18 protein-coding genes are annotated in these 18,933 nt (G+C 38.7%); 9 read left to right on the top strand and 9 right to left on the bottom strand.

What is annotated here, in order from left to right; all coding sequences use genetic code 11:
* Positions 1-1,098, bottom strand: a complete 1,098-nt coding sequence (gene dprA, locus M1381_09170) for a DNA-processing protein DprA (protein ID MCL4479248.1) — start codon at positions 1,096-1,098, stop codon at positions 1-3.
* Between the two features lie 99 nt (positions 1,099-1,197).
* On the opposite strand from dprA, the gene M1381_09165 reads away from it, so the two are divergent.
* Positions 1,198-1,623, top strand: coding sequence for a hypothetical protein (locus tag M1381_09165; GenBank protein ID MCL4479247.1), 426 nt, complete (start codon positions 1,198-1,200; stop codon positions 1,621-1,623).
* Positions 1,624-1,715: 92 nt separating this feature from the next.
* On the opposite strand, the gene gmhB is transcribed toward M1381_09165, so the two are convergent.
* From gmhB to M1381_09130, 7 genes are all read right to left on the bottom strand, one after another.
* Positions 1,716-2,291 carry a D-glycero-beta-D-manno-heptose 1,7-bisphosphate 7-phosphatase gene (gmhB, locus tag M1381_09160; protein ID MCL4479246.1) on the bottom strand — a complete coding sequence of 192 codons (576 nt, stop codon included), beginning with the start codon at positions 2,289-2,291 and terminating at the stop codon, positions 1,716-1,718.
* A 109-nt stretch (positions 2,292-2,400) separates the two neighbouring features.
* A complete protein-coding gene (locus tag M1381_09155) occupies positions 2,401-4,266 on the bottom strand; it encodes a long-chain fatty acid--CoA ligase (GenBank protein MCL4479245.1) in 1,866 nt (621 codons plus the stop codon).
* A 460-nt stretch (positions 4,267-4,726) separates the two neighbouring features.
* Entirely contained in the window at positions 4,727-5,866 is a 1,140-nt protein-coding gene (locus M1381_09150; GenBank protein ID MCL4479244.1) for a c-type cytochrome, read from the bottom strand.
* A gap of 13 nt (positions 5,867-5,879) precedes the next feature.
* Positions 5,880-7,100: a c-type cytochrome gene (locus M1381_09145; protein MCL4479243.1), complete on the bottom strand. Its 1,221-nt coding sequence runs from the start codon at positions 7,098-7,100 to the stop codon at positions 5,880-5,882.
* Positions 7,101-7,124: 24 nt separating this feature from the next.
* Complete coding sequence (locus tag M1381_09140) at positions 7,125-8,441, bottom strand: cytochrome b N-terminal domain-containing protein (protein ID MCL4479242.1); 1,317 nt, start codon at positions 8,439-8,441, stop codon at positions 7,125-7,127.
* A 27-nt stretch (positions 8,442-8,468) separates the two neighbouring features.
* A complete protein-coding gene (locus M1381_09135) occupies positions 8,469-9,014 on the bottom strand; it encodes a ubiquinol-cytochrome c reductase iron-sulfur subunit (GenBank protein ID MCL4479241.1) in 546 nt (181 codons plus the stop codon).
* Positions 9,007-10,953, bottom strand: coding sequence for an FAD-dependent oxidoreductase (locus M1381_09130; GenBank protein MCL4479240.1), 1,947 nt, complete (start codon positions 10,951-10,953; stop codon positions 9,007-9,009). The genes M1381_09135 and M1381_09130 overlap by 8 nt, the downstream gene beginning before the upstream one ends.
* Before the next feature lie 226 nt (positions 10,954-11,179).
* Between M1381_09130 and M1381_09125 the strand changes: the two genes are divergently transcribed.
* The gene (locus M1381_09125; protein ID MCL4479239.1) at positions 11,180-12,031 is read left to right on the top strand and encodes a hypothetical protein; all 852 of its coding nucleotides are present in this window, start codon (positions 11,180-11,182) and stop codon (positions 12,029-12,031) included.
* Between the two features lie 18 nt (positions 12,032-12,049).
* Here M1381_09125 and M1381_09120 read toward each other — a convergent pair whose 3' ends face one another.
* Positions 12,050-12,925: a TIGR02757 family protein gene (locus M1381_09120; GenBank protein ID MCL4479238.1), complete on the bottom strand. Its 876-nt coding sequence runs from the start codon at positions 12,923-12,925 to the stop codon at positions 12,050-12,052.
* A gap of 31 nt (positions 12,926-12,956) precedes the next feature.
* Between M1381_09120 and hemW the strand changes: the two genes are divergently transcribed.
* The 7 genes from hemW to M1381_09085 are packed head-to-tail and all read left to right on the top strand — an operon-like array spanning position 12,957 to position 18,929.
* Positions 12,957-14,075 (top strand): radical SAM family heme chaperone HemW, encoded by a 1,119-nt coding sequence (hemW, locus tag M1381_09115; GenBank protein ID MCL4479237.1) that lies wholly within the window; start codon positions 12,957-12,959, stop codon positions 14,073-14,075.
* 6 nt (positions 14,076-14,081) lie between these two features.
* On the top strand, positions 14,082-14,660 hold the full coding sequence (locus M1381_09110; GenBank protein MCL4479236.1) for a sigma-70 family RNA polymerase sigma factor: 579 nt from the start codon (positions 14,082-14,084) through the stop codon (positions 14,658-14,660).
* A 27-nt stretch (positions 14,661-14,687) separates the two neighbouring features.
* Positions 14,688-15,188 (top strand): zf-HC2 domain-containing protein, encoded by a 501-nt coding sequence (locus M1381_09105; GenBank protein MCL4479235.1) that lies wholly within the window; start codon positions 14,688-14,690, stop codon positions 15,186-15,188.
* Positions 15,178-15,654 (top strand): periplasmic heavy metal sensor, encoded by a 477-nt coding sequence (locus tag M1381_09100; protein ID MCL4479234.1) that lies wholly within the window; start codon positions 15,178-15,180, stop codon positions 15,652-15,654. Before M1381_09105 ends, M1381_09100 begins: the two co-directional genes overlap by 11 nt.
* 42 nt (positions 15,655-15,696) lie before the next feature.
* Positions 15,697-17,013: a TolC family protein gene (locus tag M1381_09095; GenBank protein MCL4479233.1), complete on the top strand. Its 1,317-nt coding sequence runs from the start codon at positions 15,697-15,699 to the stop codon at positions 17,011-17,013.
* Entirely contained in the window at positions 17,006-18,232 is a 1,227-nt protein-coding gene (locus M1381_09090; GenBank protein ID MCL4479232.1) for an efflux RND transporter periplasmic adaptor subunit, read from the top strand. Before M1381_09095 ends, M1381_09090 begins: the two co-directional genes overlap by 8 nt.
* On the top strand, positions 18,216-18,929 hold the full coding sequence (locus tag M1381_09085) for an ABC transporter ATP-binding protein (protein ID MCL4479231.1): 714 nt from the start codon (positions 18,216-18,218) through the stop codon (positions 18,927-18,929). The genes M1381_09090 and M1381_09085 overlap by 17 nt, the downstream gene beginning before the upstream one ends.
* Positions 18,930-18,933 lie beyond the last annotated feature (4 nt).

The following is an 18,933-nucleotide window of genomic DNA, read 5'->3' as shown; positions in this document are numbered from 1 at the left end:
TCACTCCATTTTTATGTATCTTTTACCCGGCAGCTGTTTCACAAAACCATTGAGTTCCATCTCTGTAAGGATACTCATTACTTTTGAAGTTTCAATGTTTGATTGTGAGATTACCGTATCAAGGGCAACGGGTTCATTCGAAATGTATTTTAAAATATCTACATAAGCATCCGGTACTTGTTGAGGTCTTTTATCTTCGTCCTCAAAAGATGTTAAATTGTTGAGTTCTTCAATGAGTGTATCGATAGAATCAATCATTGTTGCGCCGTGTTTTATTAGTCTATTTGTCCCCTGACTCATCATAGAATATATCTGACCAGGCGCTGCAAAAACCTCCCTGCCCTGATCGAGTGCGTGTGAAACCGTAATCATGGTCCCGCTGTTAAGAGATGCCTCGACAACGATCAGAGCAGTAGCCATGCCGCTGATGATTCTGTTTCTCTCAGGGAAATTCATCTGCAAAGGAGGTGTATTGATAGAATACTCTGTTATCAAAGCACCATGATCGATAATCTTTTTTGAAAGCTCCTTGTTACTCTCCGGATATACAACATTTATACCGCATCCAAACACGGCAACGGTCCTGCCCTTATTGTCGATTGCCGATTTATGTGCCATTGAATCTATACCCCTTGCCATACCGCTTACAATTGTATATCCCTCCTCCACAAGCCTCTGTGCAAGCTCTTTTGTAGCTGTCTGTCCATAAGGTGAAGGGTATCTTGTACCTACAACAGCGACAACCTTATTATTTTTTATTGAAAGATCCCCTTTTACATAAAGGTACGGCGGAGGGTCATTTATCTGTTTTAATAATGGAGGATAGCTTTCGTCGTTAAAAGTTATTATTGACACATCCAGATGTTTAATTGCCTGCAGTTCCTTCTCATGTTCCTCGAAGCTGTTAAAAGCCTTGATACGTTCAAGCAGGGATTCCGGTATGCCCTCTGCCTTTCTTAATTCCTCTATGGGTGCCTTGAATATCCTGTCAGGTGTATTAAACGCATTGATAAGCTTTTTATATATTACATTTCCTATGCCCTGCACCTGTTTTAAGGCAAGCCAGTAAATTATATCATCTTTAATTTTAGGACTCATTGACATTGCTTATGATTTAATAGGCTTCAAGCAAAACATCAAACAAAATATCATGCAAGCATTTTTCATACAAACTGAAGGCTGAAAAAACTTATAAATGTGCTGCCGAAAACAATCTGCGCCTCAAGGGATTCATCAAGATCGTATACGTGTGCAAAAAAAACACTGGTCATCATTGCCGGCATTGCAGATTGCAAGACCATTATCTTCATAGGGAAATTCGGTATGCTCATAATAATTGCGAGCAGGTACATCACACCGGGCATAACTGCAAGTTTTATAATGCTTGCACAGCTTAGAAATGGAAGGGTATGCAATCTTACGGGCTTTGTCAGATTCATCCCTACAACAAGCATCATAAAAGGTGTTGTTATATTAGCAATCATATTAAATGCGTCCATGATGAATCCCGGCAAACGGATAGATGATGGGAAAACAAGTCCTATAAATAGCGCAGTTAAAGGGGGCGTAAGAACATTTTTACCATACCTTTTAATGAAGGGTTATGTTGAATACAAGTTTTGAAAATATGCGGCTGTCTCCATCCCCAACAAAACCAACCAGCCTTGAGATCATACCTATAATAATAAGAAAAAAAGCTTCTAAAATTGTTTCATTTATGAATGCTGCGTTTCCGCTTTTATCCATTCAACGGCATCAAGAATATCTGTTGCAACATAAACGGGCTGAAGGGCTTTATCCTCAACCTTTTTTAACTCCTCCTTCCCGAAACCTGTTAAAACAAGTATGCCTTTACCTCCAAAGTTTTTCGCGAGCTCTATGTCTGATGCCTTGTCTCCAATCATGTAGGCACCTGCCGGATCAATCCCGAGTTCTTTTTGCGCACGTTCGATCATCCCGGTTTTTGGTTTTCTGCAGTTACAGTCCTTTTTGTATTCGGGTATGGTGGCTTCTATATGATGAGGACAGTAATACAATTTGTCGACAGACGTATTCCCCGAGTCAAGCATCCGAAGTAAGGTTTTATTAATCTGCTCCAAGGTATCTTCTGTTAACAGGCCCTTCGCAACGCCTGCCTGGTTTGTCACAATAACGATCCTGTAGCCCATTTTCCTTAGAAGTTGTATAGCTCTTATTGCATGATCATATAGCTTGAGTTGATGTACTTTTGTTATGTATCCTTTTTCTATATTGATAGTTCCGTCTCTATCAAGGAAAATAATCTTATTCATATATTGCATCGGATAGATCAGCTTTTATATCTTGCTCGCCCGCAGCCTTACAGATTCCATAACCCTTATTAACCGCAAAGATAAAATAGAAAAACCTGATTCCAGGTTTTTACAAATTTATTGATGTATCCCGGTACATTTCCTCAATTACGGATTTATACTTTTCCATTGCTATCCTTCTTTTGATCTTCAACGTAGGAGTCATTTCACCTGTAGCCTCCGAGAACTCTTCCGCCAGAAGCTTAAACTTTTTTATCGTTTCATACCGCGCGAGGTGATTGTTAACCCCATCAATTATCTGTTTGTAAAGCTGCTGGATCTCCCGCTTCTCAATGAGATCGTCTTTACTCTTGTACGCTATATGATTGTCCTTTGCATACTCATATAATGCCTCAAAATCCGGCAATACCAATCCGGTGCAGTAGGGTCTCTTATCACCTATCATGACGGCTTCCTTTATATACCTGCTTATTTTAAGCATATTTTCTATAGGTTGCGGTGCGATATTCTTGCCTCCGTCTGTTACAATAAGGTCTTTTTTCCTGTCGGTTATGTGCAGGTATCCTTCATCGTCCACAAAGCCCATGTCTCCCGTATGTAACCATCCTTCTTTGTCTATGACCTCTGCGGTCATATCCGGCTTGTTATAGTAACCCTTCATTATCATTGGTCCCTTTACGAGAATCTCTCCGTCAGGTGCTGTTTTTATAGTGCTGTTCTTCAACGGCTTGCCGACTGTTCCATACTTTATAGAATCAGGCTCATTCAATGCCAGGATCGGTGATGCCTCTGTAAGTCCATATCCCTCCACTATATTTATACCTATACCATAGAAGAACCTGCCAATCTCAGGTGAAAGTGGTGCACCCCCGGATACAAAGTATTTTATCCTTCCGCCCAGTTTTTCGCGCATCTTACTGTAGACAAGACTGTCACACACTGCATACTTGAGCCTGAGTGGTAATGGTATGCTATCTCCTTTAAATTTATAATCTATAAATCTGTTTGCTATGTCAACTGCCCAATGAAAAATCTTCTTATGTATTGTACTCCCACGTTCTACCTCACCCACAATATTCGCATAAGTCTTTTCATATACCACAGGAACTGAGACCATAACGCTGGGCTTGATCTCCTGCATATTCTGGATAAGCTGCTCCATGCTCTCTACTATAGTCATTGTTACATCAAAATACATCATTGCATAATAATCTGCTGTCCTTGCAAAAGAATGGCTAAGCGGCAGGAAGCACAGCGACAGCTCTCCCTCTCTCATGTATTTTGTAACCCTGTCTTCAAGCCCCTCTATATCGGATATTAAATTGTTATGCGTAAGCATAACGCCTTTAGGCTCACCTGTTGTGCCGGAGGTATAAATAATCGTCATGAGATCATCCGGCATAACGGATGCTGTTCTTTTCTTTAGCTCGTTATCAAGAACGGACGTCCTGCCCTTGTTGATAAGCGTGGCAAGTGATAATATACCATCCTCTGCCCTCTTGTACTTAGACTGTAATCCGCCCCTGTCAAATATGGCATTATTCTCTTTAAAGGTTTGATCCGGATCCATAACAATAATACCTTCCAGGGTTTTGAGTTTATTCTTTATCTGGATAATCTTACTGTACTGGATTGCCGTAGATACAACAACAGCCTTTGCCTGAGCATCATTGATCAGATACTCTATCTGCCATGGGGTGCTTGTTGGGTATACAGGAACGTCTATGGCACCTATACTCAATAAGGCAAGGTCTACAAAATACCATTCAAGCCTGTTTCCCGATAGTATGCATATCTTATCCCCTTTATTTATGCCGAGTTCAATAAACCCTTTTGCAAGCCAGTTTACCTGTTCGCCAAAATCTTTCCATAATATATCCTGCCATATACCATTTTTTTTGTATTTGATTGCCACCTTGTTCTGTTTTTCAGCTACTTTATCCCAGAACATTTCTAATACCGTTTTATACTTCATTATACAACCCTTCTTTTTTAATAATTTTTGATTGCCGTGGTAAAACCATATATTTATTTGATACCAATTTTAACAACATTATTCATGTTTATGTCAACATATTTGCCATCCGGCTTCAAAAGAAGATTTGAGCTTACCAGAGAATAAAATTGGGATATTGTACTTGTTAGGTAGTCAAATACCTTCTACCATAGACTTTTAAGCGTACGCATAATAATCCGGCATGGTGCCGTCAATATCTGTGATAACGATTAACCTGAAATTGAGTGCTATTTTTTCTTTGTATCTTTCTTTGTCTTCTCTATTTTTAATTTATCCTGAAGCTTTGATTTTCTGTTCTTCATGATAAGTGTCTTCGGTAAATTTTTAAATCTCATATATGTTATTTGTACTGTATTAAATACGATTATGCAATAATATGTTTTACCCGTCTCTGAAAAATAATATTCATCTTACTGCCCTACCTTTTCAAAAACAGGTAAAGCGATTTCACATCAGAAGCTGTCAGATCCGGAAGCCTTTTACCATTCAATAAAAATGCTGCTTCTGTCCTAGGTATGTGATTCCATATGGATGCAAAAAACTCATTCTTGCTGCCATAATACTTCTTTTCCGTAAAAACAGGCGCATGCATTTTGTTGCCTGCAAAATGACAATTTATACAGCCCTTCGTTTTAAAAAGAAGCCTGCCGTCTCCTTCTGAGCCACTTACATGAGGCGGGTTTATGTAATAGAGGTAAGAGATTATATCAGCCATTTCATTACCGTGGAATGTGGGCCATTTAATGTCAAGCTCCATTGCTTTTCTCTGCATAAAATCAGAATGATTCCACATCATGCCTGCTATCTCTGTAACACTCTTATTCATTGTTAACTTTTTAAGGTTGGGACCGGTTCCTGTTAGTATATGACAATAATAGCAATGTTTTTTCTTGAATAACTCTTCTCCTTTTTCAGGATTACCGGGGTAAAAATATTGTTTTTCCCGTTTTGAGAAATAGTTTACCGCTTGCAGATAGGCTGCAAGGTTTACGATATCACTTGATGTTAATGTTGGTATTGTTATGCCCATTGATCTGATTTTCTCATGTATGAGTGGAGAGTGATTCCACAGGTTTTGTGCAAGATAAAGCGGAGAGGGATAAACCTTCATCCGATCAAGTCTGATTCCAACACTGTTTTTATTGCCGATTGAGTGACAGATATTGCATCCCTTTTGCGCAAACAGTTCTTTCCCTTTTGCTATATCCCCGTTCTCGCCAAGATAGCGGACGAAATATAAATACGTTTGCAATTTTTTAAATTCGTTCCCTGTAAACACGGGCCTCTTGACGCCCAACTCTTTCATCTTTGGAACCATTTTATAGGAATGATCCCACATGTACGCTGCCAATTTATAGCCCGTTCCAAAAAAGAGATGCTCTCCAAAATCAGGACCAACATGGTTACCTACACCATTTATGGAATGACAATTGATACACCCTTTCTCTTCAAAAACGATTCTGCCTGCAAGCGGGTTTTCGGGAAGAGTCTGCGCATAGCTAATAGAAAATAAGAAAGCAATGGAAAAAATACTAAAGAGTATTGTTTTTATTTTCATATACACCCCTTCTTTATTTAAGACTCTCTATATACTCGATGATCTCATTGATCTCTTTGGAGTTAAGTTTACCCTTAAACGAAGGCATTACATGCGGCGGAAAGCCTTTTACATCAGTAGCACCTGGATTAAGAATCTTGTTTCTGATAAATGCGGCATCAACAACTATGTGTTTCTCTTTACCGTTAATTATCACAACTTCTTTTCTTCCATATAAATCTTTGTAAGAAGGTCCTACAAGCGGAGAGCCATTGGTGGTATGGCATGCAGTGCATCCGTACTTTTTCATTAGATGAGCCCCACTTATCATCTCTTCATTTCTTGGCGACTTAGCCTTATACGCCATCTTGGTTGTCTTCTTTACCACTGCACTTACGGTTACAGGCTGTGAAGCGGGAATGTGTATGTAGGAATAGGGCAGGTTTTTATGCCTAAAACTCAGGACCAACATTGTTAGTGCCTGTGCATCTTTATCGCTTAGATTAAAATTAGGCATGACAGTTCCCTTGCTCACTTTGGCGGGGTTTTTAAAATGTTGATATAACCAGTTAAAGAATGTTTTTTCACCCTTCACATTACTGTAGTTATAGTTCTCCGGATTGTTATCTCCTTCATCCGTTAGATCAGGTCCTATTGTTCCGCCTTTGCCGTTGATAGTATGACAGGAAGTACAATTATATTGCTTAACAAGATTTTTTGCCGAGTTGATGTAATCCATCCATTGGGTGCTTTGATCATCATTATGACATCGGTTGCAATTGATTTCCATAATATGTCCCGGCTCTGCTAACCCGTATTTTATTCCAAGTCTTTTGCTTAACAAAGGAACATTCCAGTTTGATACATTACCGTGAGCATCGGGCAGCTTTGTTGCATAACCCTGGCCGCCGTGACAAAGGGTGCATCCAAATTTTTTAAACGGATGATATTTCATAAAAGGCAGGTCAGGGTGCGTTGTAAAAGGCTCCACAGCTTTTTCTAATCCTGGGATATTATAACCTAAATGACAGATTGTACATCTATCCACACGTCTTAGTTTTGGTATATATATTTGTCTGAACCCAAGATCTACCTTTCTGGCTTTTTCTTCGCCTATATATGTGCTTGCTACTTTTACAAATTGCTTTTGATAACTTTCCCATTGCGGGTGAGTTTCTTTATAGATCATTGCAAGTGTAAGTATTAATAATAAGGTGCCACCTATAAATAAAAGTAAAGAATCCTTTCGCTCCATTCTTGAGTCTCCTTTTCTATTTGTTTAAAACTTTGTAGGCGTTTTAGGCCATGTTTGCCATGGCATATAAAGCTTCCAATAAGGACCACGCATATCACTGCCGACAAAAATCAGAGCTATAATTACCAATACCGTCAGGATAAAAACTGTGTTTTGCAGCCTCCTATTTTTATGAAACCATACGCCTATTGCTTCCGGACCGCTTTTATCCAAGAACGGCCAGAGCACTGCAGCAAGGATCAAAACACCTGGAACCAATATACCCCCCACAAAACCGCCGCTTATTGTGAAGCTTCCAATCCTTATTGTTGTATCGGCGACAAGTTCCTGTAGCCATAAAAAATACCAGGGAGCCTTTGCCGGGTTAGGGGGTATAATCATGCTTGCTGGTGCTTCAAGAGGTGCTTTGTATATGAAGGCAATACCTAAAAGGATAACAGCACTAATTGTAAAGACAATTAAAATCCTGCGTGTGAGCTGTGGGGAAGAAAAATATGTATCACCCTGCACATTATGGGAAATGATGGCTGGTGTTGCACCCGTTACAATACCCATTAAACTGTACGTCTTGCCCTTTTGAACTATTTTATCTTTAACAATCCTTTCCTCAGCTAAAGATTCCACACTGCCCAAACCGCCGTCTTTTCTGATTCTCCACATATGCCATACGATTAAAATAACGCCAAATAAGGGCAATAAAACAACATGGGCAACATACCATCTAAGTAAAGTATTCTGATCTATAATAGTACCGCCCCTTAACAAAAAGGCGATTTTTTCTCCTATAAAAGGGGCTGATTTAGCTATATTCATCCCTATCGTTACTGCCCATACTGCTAACTGGTCCCATGGTAACAGATAGCCTGTATAAGAAAGGAGCATTGTAACGAGCAAAAGTGTTAAACCTATCCACCAGTTTAACGGTCTAAAACTGCCAATAGCTTTCCCGCCTTTTTTGTAAGCCCCTGTTAAGAAAACTCTCATCATGTGCAGGAACACCACTGCTACCATAAGGCTTGCTGCTATTCTATGTATACCTCTTATAAAAGGACCAAAAGAAACCACATATTCAATATCCTTTACTCCCCAATAAGCCTGCCCTACAGAAGGCACATACATGAACATTAAAAGAACTCCGGTAATGAGTAATATTGCAAATAATAATATGGATATAGTTCCAAGTTCTAATGTGTATAAGAAAGACAGACTCTTAGATGTAACTTTTGACGGGAACCAGTGAAGAACAAAATTTCTTACAACCGCATCCGATGCCTCTCTTTCTGTTTCCGGAACATAAGTCCATGTTAGTTGTTTTTTTAATTTCCTAAGCTTTTCTATCATTGTTACTCCTCTTTTAAATACTTAGTTTTATAACTTTAATCTGAAATTATGATCCACGATTTTGTCCGTATTAACTACTATCTGGCCGTCCGGTGCCAAAGAAAGCTCATACCACGGCAATGGCAATGGGGCTGGTCCTGCATAAACATTGCCGTTCTCTCTATATTTTGAACCATGACAGGGGCAATGGAACTCAAAGGTCTCGTCTACTGTTTTACCAGTTCTTCGTGATATATAAGTTTTTGGCGGTGAATATTGGGCAAGGTTAACAGTGCATCCAAGGTGCGTGCATATTGCCGAAATAGCATGGAATTCGTTATTGTTGTTAATTATAAACAATCTTTCCGGCAAAAATGTTGCACCTTCTGAAAACCTGGACGGCGGGCCTACTTTAAACTTTTTTGGCGGTTCGTATAGAACATTCGGGATTATAGATCTCACGGCAGAAAAACCCTGCAGCACAAGACTACCAATAACGCCCAAAAAACCAAGTCCGATTAAAGACAAAAAACCTCTGCGTGTAATCTCTAATTTTGGGCTATAATCATTTTTATTGAGTTTATCTTCAGACATTTACTTCCTCCCAGACCATAATTTTTTCCATTGTTATTGCATTAGTAGGGCATCTAATCGCGCACAATCCGCATCTAATGCACTTTTCATCATTTTTTAAAAACACGGTTACATTTTCATTTTCTTTGTATTGTAAGTTTTTATATATATTTGCTTTATCTTCATTACTGAGTTCCAGTTCTTCAAGCGTTACAAATTCAAGGCAATTTTCCGGACATATATCGGTGCATCTGCCGCAAATTATGCAAAGATCAGAGTCATAGATCGGACTTATATGACATTTTAGACATCTTCCCCCCTGAATCCTGGCCTCTTTTTCTGTAAATGATTGCTCTAATTCCCTTAAACCAATTCTCTCGTCTACATCAAGTACCGGCGGGGTTTTTCTTCTGTTTATATCGTAATCGTCCGGCATTTTATATTGCTCTGTCCGCAATACTTCTACTTCTACTTTATACGTTACTTCCTGTTTTTTATTTGATAGGTATTCATGCATGGACCTTGCTGCTAATTTACCGTTTGCGATCGCATCAATTAAGTTTCTCGGACCAAATGCGCAGTCTCCGCCTGCAAACACCCCGGGTGCCGTTGATGACAATGTGTTTTTATCAATTGTTATAACACCCGAACCAGCTATCTTTATATTGTCTTCTTCTCTTAAAAAGGATAGATCCGTAGCCTGGCCGATAGCTAAGATTATAGAATCTGCTTCTATTACCTTTGTTACCGCATCATCAAATTTTGGATTAAACCTGCCGTTCTCATCAAACACAGACAATACCTTTTTAAACTCAACAGCTTTTGCCTTTCCGTTTTCACCGATAATGCTTTTCGGTCCCCATGAAGGAAGGAACTTAATGCCTTCATCTATTGTTTCTAAAAGCTCAGCCTTTCCCTGTATGGTCCTGGCAGCTGGCATATCATCCAACGATTCAAGGCTGACAACATCAACTTCTATAGCACCCCTACGAATAGCTGTCCTTGCGATATCGAGTGTTTCAAACATCCCCTGCACAGATGTCTGTTCATCTTTTTCACCCGGATAATTTATTGAAACTTCTTTTTGAATGGTTTCTTTTATTAAACGGAAAGCATCCCTCGCTGCATCCAAAGCTACAAGTCCGCCCCCTATTACAACAACCTTTTTACCAAGATAGAATTGTTTTCCCTTGTTTGCTCCGACAAGATAATCAATGGCTTTTATAACGCCCTGCATGTTTACGCCGTCTATGTTTAGATCGCGTCCCCGCTGCGTCCCGACCGCTATAAAAATGGCTTCATAACCTTGTTTTTTAAGTTCACTGATCCCAAACTCTTTCGTTATTTTTGTGTTATACTTTATCTCTACTCCAAGATTAACAACCGCCTCTATCTCCTGATCAAGCACATCGGAAGGTAAACGATATCTTGGGATTCCATACCTTAACATACCGCCTGCTCTTTCCGATTCTTCAAAGACCGTTACTTTATATCCCATTAAAGCAAGGTCATGTGCACATGACAAACCGGCAACTCCGGCACCAAGGACTGCTACTTTTTTATTTATTTTCCCCTGCTTTACAAGTACGGGTGCATCCCAGCTCCATCTATGAGCATAGGGCATTTCACCTTCAAATAATTTTTTCTGTGTCTCGGGTTGATTGGATTCAACCCCATATTTTTCACAGAGGAATTTTTTTAATGAACGAATAGATATGGGCTCATTTATGTTAACCTTCCCTTTGCGGCAGTTATCTTCACAAGGAGCAGCGCATACCCTGCCGCACACAGAGGCAAAGGGATTGGGAGATCGTGCAATTATGTATCCCTCCTCGTACTTACCCTCATGAACATTCTGAACATACTTACCGCTATCCGTACGTATTGGACATCCCATCATGCATAAAACCTCTTCTCTAAAAGAAGGAAGAGGTCTCAATCTTACTTTATATTTGCCCATAAAACGCCCTCTTGTTTTTTGCTTAGAATTATACTAATTTTTTAAAAATATTATAATATGAGTAATTGTGTCAAGCAAAATAATTAGACAGACTATGTACTCACTTTGGGAGACAAGCCTTATTGCCATATTCTCTGGTTTAATATCATAAAACATGTTGTTGACATTTTTTAACTTCCCCTTAATTTAATAAAAGATCAATATTATTTGGAGGAGAATAAATATTATGAACCCACTTACAGCAGTTGTATATTCTTTTTTACTCGGCATACTGCACGGCATCTTACCCGATGAGCATACTTGGCCCATAACGTTTAGCTACGCAATAGGTAGCGGAAGTAAGCATGGGATGAAGGCAGGCTTATATTTTTCAATGGCTTTTACCATTCAAAGAATGCTCATATCGGAACTATCTTATCTTGCGCTTGCTCCAATATTATTAAAGCCCGAGGTTAACGATTATGTGTATATTGCAGTGGGTATAGTTATGGTGTTCACCGGATTTATTGTGATTAAAAGAAGACGTTATTCTCATATACATTTAATAGGGCACCACCATAATGATGTACGGAACATGGAAAAAAGTAGCCGTCTTTTAAGTACAAACTGCGAAACTTGCGACCCTAAAGAATCAGACCTGCCGGTTAAATGGACATTGATACATGGATTCATAGCGGGTTTTGGTTTCGGCAGCTTTGCATTATTTGTTAATACAATAGCAGCGCCTGCTATGCATGATGCATGGACGGCATTTTTACCGGGACTTATGTTTGGAGTAGGAACAATGCTCATGCTCATACTTATAGGGTTCTTATTCGGGGTTTCCCTGAAGTTAGCACATGCTCTTACAGAAGATCAAATCAAGGCAATAGGCAGCGAAACAGGAGGCAGGTCTTTATTCTTTGGCGGAGGCTTGTTTGCATTGATAGGTATAGGGAATTTTATGGGGCTTGAAAAGATTCTGCCTTTTGATGAAAGCTATGCAACCATAGCGGCTTTCACATTTCTTGTAGTTGTTCCTGCGTTTATTTATTCTTACAGAAAGGTTGTGAGGGCAAAGGATGCATTGACAGCATAATGTTAAGCAGTTCATCAATTAAACAATGCACACATCTTTTAGCATACAAACCATGCAAGATGAATCAGACCTGTTTGAAGGGCATTTGCCTGAGATGCCAAGATGACACAATGCAAAATCATATTTAACAGGGTCATCTGAATCAAACAGTTTCAGATTGTTTGTTATTTCTATGGCTGTTTTAAGATCCGTTGTTTTCCTTTCCGTAAGCAGAAGATGTCTTGCAATCCTCGATATATGCGTATCAAGAGGAATAATAAGCTTATTCCTCGGGATAAACCTCCATAAACCAAAGTCAACAGCATCTCCGTACCTTACCATCCATCTTAAAAACATATTGGCGCGTTTACAGGTACTGCCCTTATCAGGCGACGGCAGGAGTTGTTTTAAACCAAATGGGTAGATTTGTTTGCCGTATACATTTGTTGTATCACCACTGTAAAAGGCATTTACAAACTTGCTTAAAACGGGCACTATGCTTTCATCACTATTTTTATAATGATATTTAAAAAATTCACCAATAGTATGGTATTTCATAAGCATAAGAGATAAAAGATGAAAAAATCCAAAAATATCTGACGTCTTATTCATCCTGTACTTTATATCGTTAAAAAGATGGGATTGTTTCCGGATATCGAAAGAGCTAAAAAATGCATAGGGTGAACCCTCTGTTAAAGAAAGCATCCTTTCAACGACAGGCTTAAACAGGTCAATCCGTCCATAGGCAAAACAGGATGCGATAAACCCGGCAACTTCTATATCCTCAGGCTTTTTGTACCGATGGGGGAACTCAACAGGGTCATAAGTTATGCGCTCTTTTAGCTCATATTCTTTATAAAACCTGTCAAGAACAGGCTTTAAAATATATGCATCTATTGCTTTATGTGTTTGCATGTTTAAAATATGTGCATTATATTGTATTTTTATGAGTACATATACGGTTTATATTCATATACCATACTGTAAACAAAAATGCAGATACTGCGGTTTTTTGTCGAACCTGCCTGAAAATGATGAAATAAATCGTTATGTTAAAGCTGTAAAATCTGAGATATCAATGTACAGGCTTTTCCTTTCTGACAGGCATGTAAAAAGCATGTACATCGGGGGAGGGACACCGTCTCTGCTTAATCAGGAACAGCTCGGGGAGATCATAGAATCATTAAGGTCTAATTTGTTGATAACGGATAATGTAGAAGCAACCGTAGAGCTTAATCCTGAGAGTGTAACAAGAGAAAAGCTTAAGGCTCTGCATGGTCTTGGTATAAACAGGATAAGTATAGGTGTCCAATCATTCGACAACAAAATACTCAATACTCTCGGCAGAATACATACTGTTGATGAGGCAACTAACGCCATTGAACTTTCCAGATCAGCCGGTTTTAAAAATATAAATATAGATATCATCTATGGCATACCGTCTCAGGACATAGAAAAAGAATTTAAAGGTATCCGGGAGATAAATCCGGAGCATGTATCTTTATACTATTTGACAATTGAACAGGGCACACCGCTTGCCGTTGACAAAACATTTAAACAAAAAATGAATGATGATATATTTGAACAGCTCTATACAAATATTCATAATAGGCTTACAGACATCGGTTATGTGCATTACGAGGTATCAAACTTTGCAAAAGAAGGCTTCCAATCATTGCACAACAACAATTACTGGGAAAGGGGCGATTATCTCGGCATTGGTTCTGGTGCGCATGGCTTTTTTAAGACAGGCTTGCCGTGGATAGGTATGACTGCGCAGGCAAGATATGAGAACTCATATCCTGTATCAGCTTATATGAGTAAGCTATCAAACAGCTCTTTCCCGATTAGCAGGGTAGAAACGCTCGATCAGGACGCTTCAACTTACGAACATATATTTTTGTCTTTAAGAACATGGAAGGGTGTTGATCTCAGCCTCGTAAAGAACAAAGGGCTTTTAAAACATCTTTCTGAAGGTGGTCTGGTGATTATAAATGAGGGCAAACTGTCGCTCACTGTTAAAGGTATATGCGTTATGGACGGTATTGTAACAGAGCTGTTCTAATCGGGATTGAATTATATACGAATGAAAAAACTCAATGACCCTGTAATTCTTGATCGGTTTAAGAATGGGGATAAATCAGCATTTGAAGAAATAGTCCTTACCTATCAGGATAATATATACAGTTTATGCAGCTATATGCTTGGAGATACGGACACTGCCAATGATGCAGCTCAGGAAACATTTCTTAAAGCGTACCAGAGCCTGAAAAATTTTAGACCAAATGCATCCATTTATACCTGGCTATACCGTATTGCAGTTAATACCTGTATTGATTATAAGCGAAAATCTACTTTTGAAACCCACTTTCCACATACCACGAACGATACATCGCTTATTGAAGAACAGCCGTCGGTTGACCCTTCTCCTGAAAAGTCTTATGAATCCAAGCAGATAGCCGATGCCTTAAATAATGCTTTAAATAAGCTATCTCTGAAACTAAAAACAATCATAGTTATGAAAGAGGTAGAAGGGCTTTCATATGGAGAGATTGCCGATATACTGGACATATCCATAGGTACTGTTAAATCCAGGATTTCAAGGGCAAGGGAAGAGTTAAAGAAGTTAATAAAAGGGTTTACTCAGTAAAAAGCTATTTACAGAGTTAGACGGTTTATGGAACAAAAAACAAGCATGCATCGTTTATCATACTGGGAGGTAGATATGAGGTGTTCAAGGGCAAGAAAGCTTTTCTCACCATACATAGATAAAGAATTAACAAAAGCTGAAAAAGAGCTATTCGACGCCCATATTAGAGATTGCACAAAATGTCAAATAAGACTTAAGGAGATGCATGCATTACACGATACTTTCAGTTATATGAAAAGTCTGAATGCCCCTTATGGGTTCGTGACAAGGGTTATGTCTCGTGCAGAAAATGAAAACTCAAGAAGATCTTTCTCAATATTTCCCATATTTGCCACGCTTGCAGAAACATTAATTGTCATCGGAATAATAGTTATAGGGATCAAGTCGGGTAGTTTTATTGGTAAAACCTTTATGAACCAGAAAACAGCACTTGTAGCCTCTCTCTCTCTCGATACATTTGAAGCGGTTCAACCCAATTCTATAGGAGGGGCGTATATCGCAATGATGGATGGACAAAATGAAAAATAGCACATTAAAATTTATACTTTTAATCTCAGTACTTTTTAACATATCCATTCTTATAACGATGGGATATGTATATAGTAAACATATTGAATATCGTACGTCCGGCTGGAAACCCAATATGGAAAGATTCAACAGATTTCTTGTTAAAGAACTCTCCCTTACTCCCGATCAGGCAAAGGCAATAGTTGAAAAAAGAAACATACTAAGTAATAAAATAACTAAAGATAAACAGCAAATCTTTCAAAAGAGGATGGAACTTATCAATGCCCTTCGTGCAGACAAGCCCGATATGAAGGTTATCCATCAAGACATATCTGAGATCAGAAATATGCAGGAAGACATACAAAATATGATAGTTGCCCATATACTTGATGAAAAAACGATATTGAACAAAGCCCAGCAAAAAAAATTATTTGATTTAATACAAAGAGTAATATCAAATAAAGCGGATAGAAGATTCAGGAAGTAAACGATAGAATTTAGTTGTTTTCAATCATTATGAGGCAGAAAAATGAAAAAAACTGTTATATATCTTATTACACTTATTTTAATAATAGGCGTTCAAACGGTAAAAGCGGATGATAGCAAGATACTTACTCTTGATGATTGTATAAAGCTTACGCTCCAGAGCAATCCTCAATTAAAATCGTCTGAAATGAATATCATGTCAAGCGAGGGCAATTATGGAATAGCAAGGTCTAACATGCTTCCTCAGGTAAATGCTGTTGCAGACTGGCAAAGGGCTACAGCAAATCTGGCTGCCACATCAAAGAGTCCATACATTTCAAACTTTATTGTACCACCGGGTAATACAAATTATCCTTATTACAGCGCATCGATTGGCTTAAATCAGCAGATTTTTACATTCGGTAAGAATTATTTCGGAATGAGGAGTGCGTCGGAACTTGTAAAGTCATCCGAATATAATTTTATTAATACCAGAAATACACTGATATATGATGTTAAACAGAACTTTTTTAACCTTCTACAGTACAACATGATCATAGATACTGATGAGTATCTTATAAAACAGGTAGAGACACAATTAAAACAAGCAGAAGTTTATTACAAAGCCGGTATAGACTCAAAGATAGATGTGCTGAGTGCAAAAGCAAGCCTTGGGAATATAAGGCTTAATCTCATCACTGCAGAGAATGCAAGACAGATATACATTTTAAACCTTTTGTCCCTTATGAACATGCCCTTGACAGACGATGTAGAATTTAAAGGCGCTCTTGCAGCTGCGCCATTTTCCTCGGATATAAACGCTGCAACAGAACAGGCATTAAACATCAGACCCGATTACCTTGCACTAAAAAAACAGCTTGATGCTGCAACATACTCATACAAGCAATCCTACAGCGCTTTTTTCCCGTCTCTTACCGGAAATGCTTCTTACAACTGGGCAGGACAGGCATTCCCTATTGTGTGGAACTGGCAGGTAGGACTTGAACTTACGTTCAACATATTTTCCGGTTTACAAAACTCATCTGCATTAGAGGTTGCAAGAGCAGGAATGCTGCAGCTAAAGTATAATCTCGATCAGGAAAAATTGAGTGTGGGACTCCAGGTTGCTTCAGCAATAGATACCATCCAACAAGCAGAAAAAAGCATATCCGTTGCAGGGGATACGGTAAAGCAGTCAGAAGCAAACCTTGCTCTTGTATCAAAGGGTTATAAGGCTGGTGTAAACAACTATCTTGATTATTTAACAGCGGTAAGTACCTATCAGAATGCAAAATCATCTTATGCATCTGCGCTTGCAAATTACAATATTGCAATAGCAAACTTAGATTATGTTATAGGGAAAGGATTACCCAATGAATGACAATAAAAAAACATTTAAAAGCTGGCTTAAAAAAAATAAATACCTGACCATTACGGGTATAACTATTATCATAATAGTGATTATCGTACTTTACTTTAAAAAAGAAGATCATAAGCAAACCCTTACATTCGGGTCAATAGGCCGCGGTAGTATTACTGCTACTGTAGTTGCAACAGGCCAGATTAATCCCGTAGTTTGGGCTCAGGTTGGTGCTCAGGTATCAGGACAAATCATAAGGTTATATGCTGACTTCAATAGTGTTGTGAAAAAAGGTCAATTGCTTGCACTCATTGATCCAACGCCTTTTGAGGCTCAACTTACACTGGCAAAGGCCGCCCTTTTATCTGCTCATGCAAGCATTTTAAATACCAGAGCAACAATGGCATTAAATAAATCTATTTACGAAAGGCGATTACAACTGCCGCATGATCTCATTTCACAAGAGAATCTTCAGACAGCAAAAACCAACTATGAAACGGCAGTTGCGAGTTTTACAGCCGCGCAGGCAGCCCTTCTTCAGGCACAGGCAAATTATAAAATAGCGAGTTTTAATCTTGAACATACCCGGATTGTTTCTCCATTAAGCGGTGTTGTAATAACAAGAGAGGTAAACAGCGGACAGACTGTTGCCTCATCATTTCAAACTCCCGATCTATTTGATCTGGCAGAAAACCTGAAAAAAATGGAGAGCGATACGAATGTTGTTGAGACAGATATAGGTAAGGTAAAGGTTGGACAGAGGGCGGATTTTACCGTAGACGCATATCCCAATATTACTTTTACAGGTACGGTTGCCATTGTAAGAAATGCACCAATGGTAATACAGAATGTGGTAAACTACGATGTGATTATATATGTTGATAATAAAGACCTATTATTAAAGCCGGGTATGACAAGCTATGTGAATATCGATGTTGCAAAAAAGAACAACATATTACTTATACCAAATGCTGCTTTCAGATTTACACCAAAGGATCCAAATAAAATCATCACGGAGTATGCAAAAAATCACAGATTACCCTCATGGGTGAGTGTCCCGCCGGAAGAATCTCAATTAAAGGCGTGGTACAGGGTAACTAAGGTATGGGGCTATAAAGATGAACGTTTTATTCCTATTCCCGTTAAAACGGGTATAAAAAATAATAACTTTACGGAGCTTGTTAACGGGGACATAAAACAGGGAGATAAGGTGGTTACAGGTTATGGAACAGCGGAGTGATCGGATTGTTGTAAAAACAATTGGTCTTAAAAAAACCTATTTTCTTGAAGAGGTTAAGGTTGAGGCATTAAAAGGCGTTGATATTGAAATAAAAAAAGGCTCTTTTGTATCTGTAACAGGCGCTTCCGGCTCCGGTAAAACAACATTTATGAACATACTCGGCTGTCTTGATATACCAACAGAAGGCAAATACCTGCTTGAGGGTAATGATGTAACATTGCTTGCCCCGGATAGACTTGCAGAAATAAGAAACAATAAAATCGGATTTATCTTTCAGAGCTTTAACCTTCTTTCAAGAACAACAGCCTTAGAAAATGTAGAACTACCGATGATATATTCAACCACAAATAACGGTATAGGAAAAGAAAAGGCAATGCAATTGCTTGATATGATGGGATTAAAAGGATTTGAAACCCATCATCCCCAACAGCTCTCAGGAGGTCAGCAGCAACGTGTTGCAATAGCAAGGGCTCTTGTAAATACTCCGGATATTATACTTGCCGATGAACCTACAGGTAATCTTGACAGCAAAACGAGTATAGAAATTATGTCAATCCTTACAAGATTGAATGAAGAAACAGGTGTTACAATTATACTTGTTACGCATGAACCCGATATCGCTGCTTATGCAAAAAGAATTATAAATTTTAAAGACGGACTTATTGTTTCGGATAAATGGATTAATGGTGATAGATGAATAT

The organism is Deltaproteobacteria bacterium (assembly GCA_023382265.1).
Classification (GTDB): domain Bacteria; phylum JAMCPX01; class JAMCPX01; order JAMCPX01; family JAMCPX01; genus JAMCPX01.
This window is presented reverse-complemented; position numbering and strand designations above follow the sequence as displayed.

Excerpts from the sequence above, each read along its gene's own strand:
- dprA (MCL4479248.1), bottom strand. The coding sequence starts at position 1,098 with ATGAGTCCTAAAATTAAAGATGATATAATTTACTGGCTTGCCTTAAAA.
- gmhB (MCL4479246.1), bottom strand. The coding sequence starts at position 2,291 with ATGAATAAGATTATTTTCCTTGATAGAGACGGAACTATCAATATAGAA.
- M1381_09155 (MCL4479245.1), bottom strand. The coding sequence starts at position 4,266 with ATGAAGTATAAAACGGTATTAGAAATGTTCTGGGATAAAGTAGCTGAA.
- M1381_09150 (MCL4479244.1), bottom strand. The coding sequence starts at position 5,866 with ATGAAAATAAAAACAATACTCTTTAGTATTTTTTCCATTGCTTTCTTA.
- M1381_09145 (MCL4479243.1), bottom strand. The coding sequence starts at position 7,100 with ATGGAGCGAAAGGATTCTTTACTTTTATTTATAGGTGGCACCTTATTA.
- M1381_09140 (MCL4479242.1), bottom strand. The coding sequence starts at position 8,441 with ATGATAGAAAAGCTTAGGAAATTAAAAAAACAACTAACATGGACTTAT.
- M1381_09135 (MCL4479241.1), bottom strand. The coding sequence starts at position 9,014 with ATGTCTGAAGATAAACTCAATAAAAATGATTATAGCCCAAAATTAGAG.
- M1381_09130 (MCL4479240.1), bottom strand. The coding sequence starts at position 10,953 with ATGGGCAAATATAAAGTAAGATTGAGACCTCTTCCTTCTTTTAGAGAA.
- M1381_09125 (MCL4479239.1), top strand. The coding sequence starts at position 11,180 with ATGAACCCACTTACAGCAGTTGTATATTCTTTTTTACTCGGCATACTG.
- M1381_09120 (MCL4479238.1), bottom strand. The coding sequence starts at position 12,925 with ATGCAAACACATAAAGCAATAGATGCATATATTTTAAAGCCTGTTCTT.
- hemW (MCL4479237.1), top strand. The coding sequence starts at position 12,957 with ATGAGTACATATACGGTTTATATTCATATACCATACTGTAAACAAAAA.
- M1381_09105 (MCL4479235.1), top strand. The coding sequence starts at position 14,688 with ATGGAACAAAAAACAAGCATGCATCGTTTATCATACTGGGAGGTAGAT.
- M1381_09100 (MCL4479234.1), top strand. The coding sequence starts at position 15,178 with ATGAAAAATAGCACATTAAAATTTATACTTTTAATCTCAGTACTTTTT.
- M1381_09095 (MCL4479233.1), top strand. The coding sequence starts at position 15,697 with ATGAAAAAAACTGTTATATATCTTATTACACTTATTTTAATAATAGGC.
- M1381_09090 (MCL4479232.1), top strand. The coding sequence starts at position 17,006 with ATGAATGACAATAAAAAAACATTTAAAAGCTGGCTTAAAAAAAATAAA.
- M1381_09085 (MCL4479231.1), top strand. The coding sequence starts at position 18,216 with ATGGAACAGCGGAGTGATCGGATTGTTGTAAAAACAATTGGTCTTAAA.